Below are 5,894 nucleotides of genomic sequence, written 5' to 3'. Positions count from 1 at the left end.
AGTTTTTGAGGTGGTCAACGACGAATGGGTAGCTGCGGCAGCCCTGGGTCTGCAAGCGGGCGGCAGAGGCGCGGAGTTTGCGTGCTGAGTGGGTGAGTCTGCCGAGTGCGGAACGGGACGTCTGAATGTCTTTGGTTGCCAGCCACTCAACAGCGTCATCAAGGGTCCAACCGCTTTCGAGGCGCAGGACCAGCTCCGTTTGAAGTTCTGCCGGAAGGGTCAAGGGCGGTTTGGGCAAGGTGCGGCTCCGATAGAGAACGATCGGCCTGATGAAGCCCGGCGTCGGGGCGGGGTCAGATCAGGCTGTGCGTTTGCGCCTTGCGTTCGGCAGCCTCGGCCCGGCGGAACTTGTTGACGATCTGGCGGATGCGCATCTCCGACAGGTTCCAGCGGGCAGCGAGTTCTGCGTAGGTGCTGGTGCGGAACTCGTCGTAGATCTTGCGGGCGTTCGCCCGTTGGCGGCGCCAGGTGCCCTTCGGAATGTAGCGCAGATCATTACGATCGATCTGCCATCGGTCGATAACCTGGTCGGCGATGGCTGCGACACGAGACATCGGCAGCGCCGGATTCTGTTGGGAGACGAACCATTCCACAGAATCGAGAATGAGGCGGATCAGGTCCGGATTCTTGGAGCCTGGTGAAGTGCTATGCAGGGTCGGGGGGCGTGTTGGCCGGGGGGGCTCTTCGTCGGCATGCCGGGGGTGAGCGAGGCGACGGCTCAGGATGCGCACTTCGCGCCCGCCGGCGATCTGGCGAATGTGCTCATTGATGCGGGCGGCAAGTGCGGCGGCATCCATTCCGGCCAATGGTCGCAATACATCCTCGGTAAGGTACTGCAGGAGATCGAGTGCATCCTCTTCAGTCGTTGGCATGGCGGCAGGTGTTCCAGGTGAATCAAGGGCGCCTGCATACTGGAAGGAAGGAAAGTCCGGTTAAAGCTAAATTGTTTTAGTGGTTTGCTCATGGCGAAGGGTGGAAAGCAGCCCCTGCGCTGGAAGCGCCATACGCGGGCCGCAGAGAATCAAATGCCCATTTGGAAGTGCTGAAATGGCGGGTTCCGCGCCTAAGCTGGAGTCACGGAAACGCCACCAGGAGAAGGGCCATGAACTCGACGGAAACCCGAGTGTTGAAGCTGGAAGCGCAGATGAACGCCCTGGCGCAGGCTTGGCTATATCTGGCGGCGAGCTTGGAGATGGAGTGCGGGGTGGACCTGGCGCCGATGGAGCAGGCCCTGAGCCGGAAGCACTGGCCGAGCGCGCCCGAGCTGGACGAGGCGGCGCGGGGGACGCTGAAGTGGCTGTGCGGGGAGCTGTCGGCGGCGCGCGCGGTGCGGGCAGCGCGGTTACGGGATCGAAGGGGTATAGGGTGGTAAAAAGGGCGCTTCGCTTCAGGCAAATGCTGCGACGTCGCAGCATTTGACCTGCGATCTGCGCGCATGGTGTGACCCCAGTTCCCAAATGTGCCGACGTCGGCACATTTGCCCTTGCGACCCACCAACCTCGCCATGCTATAGTGCCTCTGCGCGGTCAAACAACCCGCGCCGGGGGTGAGAGCCCGAATGAGGTGGCGATCAAGCCACTATGCAACCATGCTGGTGGCTTTTTTGCTGCTTGGTGTGCCCTTATGGGCGGCCGGGCGAAGGGAGCCGCAAGGCTCGCCGGTGCCTCATCGGTCTCTCAACCTTCGTTTCGGTCGCCCACCCGTTTGAGAGCGGGCAGGCGGTTACAAACCGTGAATGAGGCATACACCATGAGCATCCATCACCCGGGCGCACGCGCGCTCCATTCCCCTGCCCTATCCGCCGACATCGGCCTGATCCCGACATGCACAGAAAGCCGCGTCCGCGCCGAGGCGATGCGGCTGGGGTACGCGCTGCCGGAAGCCCGCCTCGATCCCGATTCGATCCAGCGTGACATTGCCGCCCACCTGCGCCGCACGGTGGAGGATTGCCTGCATGTCGGGCGTGCGCTGATCGTACTCAAGGAAGTATGCGGCCACGGGAATTTCATCAACCGGTTGAAAGTTATCGGGCTTCACCGGAATGTTGCACACAAGTTCATGCGGTCCGCGTGGAGGCTCTCAAATTTGCCGACGTCGGCAAGTTTGCTTGAAGCGGTCGGCAATCAGACCAAGCTTTTCGAGCTGCTGACACTGGATGACGAGCAGTTCGAAGAGCTTGCGCTGACGGGTCAGACGGGCGGGCTGTCCGTCGAGGACATCGCCGGCATGAGCGTGGCGAAATTGCGAGCAGCGGTACGGGCTGGCATTGAAGGCCGTACCTGCGCCGATCCGCTGCAGGCCGGCGATGTGGTCAGCAGCATCCATGCGGGGCGACAAGGCCGCGTGGTGAAGGTCTACCCGGATGGCAGCGCGTGCGTGTGCTGGGACGATGGCGAGCCGCAGCCGGAGGGCATGGGCCATGAACGCATGCCGCGCAAGCTGCTGCGCCTGGTGGAGCGCCCTGCCCCGACTGCGGCATCGTCTGCGCCTGAGCTGCTGTGCTCCCCGTTGATGGCTGGGGACCGCGTGGTTCACACCGGCGATGGCCGCCTGGGCATCGTGCAGTCGGTGTATCCGGACGGTTCTGTTTCTGTGTCGTGGGACGGCGGAGATGTGTCGATGGGGGTGCCGCCTGAATCGCTGCGCCGAATTTACTCGACTGCCAAGCAGTCGGACCAGGCCGAGGTTCGTACGGTCTCTCGCAGGCTCACGGTGTCGTTTCGAGGCGTGGAATACGATGTGAGCGAGATACCGGAAATCATGGCCGGTGAGACGGTGTTCGTCACGCCCGGTCCCCGCGAGGTTGAAACTGGCGAGCATGCTCATTCCAAGCTGCTGCTCTATCCTCTGCCGGCACCTCGGTTTGGCCTCGATGTGATCCCGCGTGACGCACGTTTGCCTCTTTGCGCGGATGAGGAGCTTGCCGTCCGGCATGCTCGTGAAGCTATGTTCCTGGCTGCCAGGTCGGGGGGAAGGTTCATTGCTGTGGTGGGAGAATCGTGGAGCGGCAAGACTACGCTGCTCCGCGAAACCATCGAACACATCAAGCGCGAATGTGCCCCGATCGTTGTCATCCGGCCCGTGATCTTCGACAAAGAGGAAATGACGGAATCCTGCGTTTGCTATGCAATTCTGCACGACGTGAAACCCAATGATAAGTACCTCGACGAGGAGTTCGATCCTAGCCTGTATGAGCTGACACGTCGGGTCGAGAAGGTGCTGATCGAGTCGGGCCGTAGCGGCCAAACCCATGTGCTGATGATCGATGACGCGCACGAGCTCAACATTCATACGCTGAAATACCTAAATCGCCTTTTGGAGATAGGGGACGGCCTCGGAAAACTGCTTTCGATCGTGCTGCTTGGCCAGCCCGGGCTGAACGAGAAACTGGCCATGTGTCAGATTCAAGTGGGGGGTGCGAAATGAGCACGCACGGTATTCAGGTGGATGAGCTGGGTTTCGGCGAGGCCGTGAAATCAATCTCGCGCGAAATCAATAATCACGTGCTCGATGTATCGGAGCGGTTGCGTAAAGGACGGGCGCTTCTCGGCATGATGTTGTTTCGGGTGAGGGATTTGGGTGCTCATCATCCTACGAAAGTGACGGGCAGTGACATGTCGGATATTGAAGACATGCTTCAACTCGCGATCGAGGTGCTACCGCATCATGATCATGACTTGGCGGACCCGGTGGATGGGATGGATGCGAGTATCCGCAGGGCGATCAAGGCGGGGGCGTACTGGCAGCACCATACCGAAGTTGCGCTGGAGGCGCTGATAGCGGCGTCACGGGCGGATACTTCAATGGCCGATCTGACTCGCTTGGCGCAGCAGATGGCCGAGGTGGTGGATGGGAACGAGGGCCTGGCGCAGGCGTGGGAGTCGTTCAATGGGCTGGTCACCTCGCGTGGGTTGGAGGTGGAAGTGAAGCGGAGCCTTAGCGGAGCGCTGGCCGAGGTAAGTGTGCTCGATGCGGAAGCGCTCAAGAAGTATCGGCGCACGCAGCGGATGGCGGCTGAGTACATGAATGCTCTGGGCTGGGCCGCGGAGACGGTGGAGGCGGACGATGCCAAATGATGCTGCAGCGGCCGAGCGGGCCGCATTTCTGAAGCGTGAAGCGCGCCAGTCGTGGGCTGATCGCCTGGCGACTGTTGCGGCCGAGGTACGCATGGGCCGTTCGGGGCGCGGCGGTGGCCTGCGAAAGCTGACGGGTTTTCGTGTGGTGCGCGCCCGCGGTGCGGATGGCTTGGACTACCTGGTGGTGCGCGGCATCGCTTGAGAAGTGGACGTCAACGTCCACTTTGGGCTCCATTGCCTGGACTGCCCTGGTGGTGCGGTGATCGGTTGAAGCAGGAAACGGGGCGCCCTTCGGGGCGCTTCGTCGTTTACGGGCCGGCTTCCCGCTGAAAGTCGTGTGTAACGCGTGTTACGCGTGTTACGCGGGCGCTTTCCGGGCCGGAAGTGCCCTGCGTATTGCGGGCCCCATGAAATCGCCTACGGGGCCGGATTTTGCCCCTTCTTCTGTGTGTTCCCTGTTTCTCGTGCGCAAAAAGCCTAAAGGGTTTTAGTCCAAGCGTTTTAGTAAAGGGTTTTACCGTGCGGCATCAGGATAAGTAGCGCACGGGGGGGTGGGGTGAAAGATCGGAAGCGGGCGCGCGGCCACGAGTTCTTCGAAGTCCTCGAATGCTCGCTGCGGCGTGGCCTGAATGCTTGCGGAGTCGATGACGGCGCGGCGGGGGCGGTCGTGGAGGAGTGCGTGCGGAAAGTCAGAGGGGCATTCGGGGGGGCGAGCGTCTATATCCCATCGCGTCCGTATGGCTTGCACGACCAACGCAACAGCCGGATGTATGCCGAATTCAATGGGGAGAACCAGATGGAGTTATCCAGGAAGTACGGGGTTTCTGTGATGCGCGTGAGACAGATCATCGAGGAAGTCCGGACGGGCAGACGAAAAGGGAAAGGAGCGTGAGCGCGGACAACCGGGAACAGTGGAGAGGCATCAGATGGAATTCATGAAGAAGCATGAGCGGGGCAGCGGCGACACGTCGCCTTCCGCGCCGATGGACACCGCGCCGCGCGAGGCGCTGCGCGCCCATCGGGCCAAGGTGGCGCACATGGATGATCTCGCGCGCAGCGAGCGTGCCCGGGTGGGCTCGCTGCGGGGCGAGTTGGGGGCGCTGGAGAGGTCCAAGGCATCCGTGGCCGTAAATGCGCTACTCGGTGGGGAGGTTGCCGACATTCAGGGAGTGGTGCAACGCATTGCCGCCATGCGGCAGGAGATCGAGGACGCCGAGGCGGTCGCCGTGGAACTGGCGGCCCGGCGCCAGGCCGAGGCGCTGCAATTGCGACGCCTCGAGCACGCCGTGCAGCGGGAATTGGGGGGCGCGTTGGATGAGGCCTTTGCAGCCGCCGCCGAGCACTACAACACGTTCGTTCATGAACTTGCCGAGGCTGCGCTGGAACTGTGGGCGGTGCAGGGTCTGATGATCAGGCTCGGTGTGGGCAATTCGAACGGCTTTGATGGTGGCGTCGTGCTGCCGCAGGTGAGGCCAGGCGATGGCAGGACGCTGGCGCCGGTGATGCGCCCGGGGGATCGGGCTTTCGCAGAAGCGGTCGCGCAGCGTCAGCATGCGCTGATGGAGCGGCTGCGGCGCGACGGCTTTGAGCTGGAAGGGATGTGACTGATGAAAAAGCGAGTGAATATGCAGTCTCTGCGCTGCCCGGCGGATGACATTCTGGATCGGGTATTGAGCGGAAAAGGTGCGGGCGAAATCGTTTCGTTGCGCGAGGCCTACGTCACGATCACCGGCGACGAGCGAATGAGTGGGCAACTCGCCGACTGCAACAAGATGCGCTATCACAACTTCCTCGGCACGGCTGAAACCCGGTTCACCG

The 5,894-nt window shown here is 62.2% G+C and carries 9 protein-coding genes; 7 read left to right on the top strand and 2 right to left on the bottom strand.

The window, feature by feature from the left end:
* Both TBU01S_RS24640 and TBU01S_RS23490 read right to left on the bottom strand, forming a co-directional pair.
* A partial coding sequence (locus TBU01S_RS24640; protein ID WP_217999684.1) for a hypothetical protein occupies positions 1-238 on the bottom strand: 238 nt, incomplete at its 3' end.
* Between the two features lie 55 nt (positions 239-293).
* The gene (locus tag TBU01S_RS23490) at positions 294-872 is read right to left on the bottom strand and encodes a Mor transcription activator family protein (protein ID WP_083953803.1); all 579 of its coding nucleotides are present in this window, start codon (positions 870-872) and stop codon (positions 294-296) included.
* A gap of 230 nt (positions 873-1,102) precedes the next feature.
* Here TBU01S_RS23490 and TBU01S_RS22250 point away from each other — a divergent pair, with 230 nt between their 5' ends.
* From TBU01S_RS22250 to TBU01S_RS22225, 7 genes are all read left to right on the top strand, one after another.
* Positions 1,103-1,372 carry a hypothetical protein gene (locus TBU01S_RS22250; RefSeq protein ID WP_068639675.1) on the top strand — a complete coding sequence of 90 codons (270 nt, stop codon included), beginning with the start codon at positions 1,103-1,105 and terminating at the stop codon, positions 1,370-1,372.
* Between the two features lie 377 nt (positions 1,373-1,749).
* Positions 1,750-3,426, top strand: a complete 1,677-nt coding sequence (locus TBU01S_RS22245) for an AAA family ATPase (protein WP_068639674.1) — start codon at positions 1,750-1,752, stop codon at positions 3,424-3,426.
* Positions 3,423-4,076, top strand: coding sequence for a hypothetical protein (locus TBU01S_RS22240; RefSeq protein ID WP_068639673.1), 654 nt, complete (start codon positions 3,423-3,425; stop codon positions 4,074-4,076). Before TBU01S_RS22245 ends, TBU01S_RS22240 begins: the two co-directional genes overlap by 4 nt.
* On the top strand, positions 4,066-4,278 hold the full coding sequence (locus tag TBU01S_RS24225; protein ID WP_157659257.1) for a hypothetical protein: 213 nt from the start codon (positions 4,066-4,068) through the stop codon (positions 4,276-4,278). Before TBU01S_RS22240 ends, TBU01S_RS24225 begins: the two co-directional genes overlap by 11 nt.
* 354 nt (positions 4,279-4,632) lie before the next feature.
* Positions 4,633-4,968, top strand: coding sequence for a Mor transcription activator family protein (locus tag TBU01S_RS25200; protein WP_068639672.1), 336 nt, complete (start codon positions 4,633-4,635; stop codon positions 4,966-4,968).
* Positions 4,969-5,002: 34 nt separating this feature from the next.
* A complete protein-coding gene (locus TBU01S_RS22230) occupies positions 5,003-5,680 on the top strand; it encodes a hypothetical protein (protein WP_157659256.1) in 678 nt (225 codons plus the stop codon).
* Positions 5,681-5,683: 3 nt separating this feature from the next.
* The coding region (locus TBU01S_RS22225) for a hypothetical protein (protein WP_157659255.1) at positions 5,684-5,894 on the top strand (211 nt) is incomplete at its 3' end.

This window comes from Thauera butanivorans NBRC 103042 (genome assembly GCF_001591165.1).
Lineage (GTDB): Bacteria > Pseudomonadota > Gammaproteobacteria > Burkholderiales > Rhodocyclaceae > Thauera > Thauera butanivorans.
This window is presented reverse-complemented; position numbering and strand designations above follow the sequence as displayed.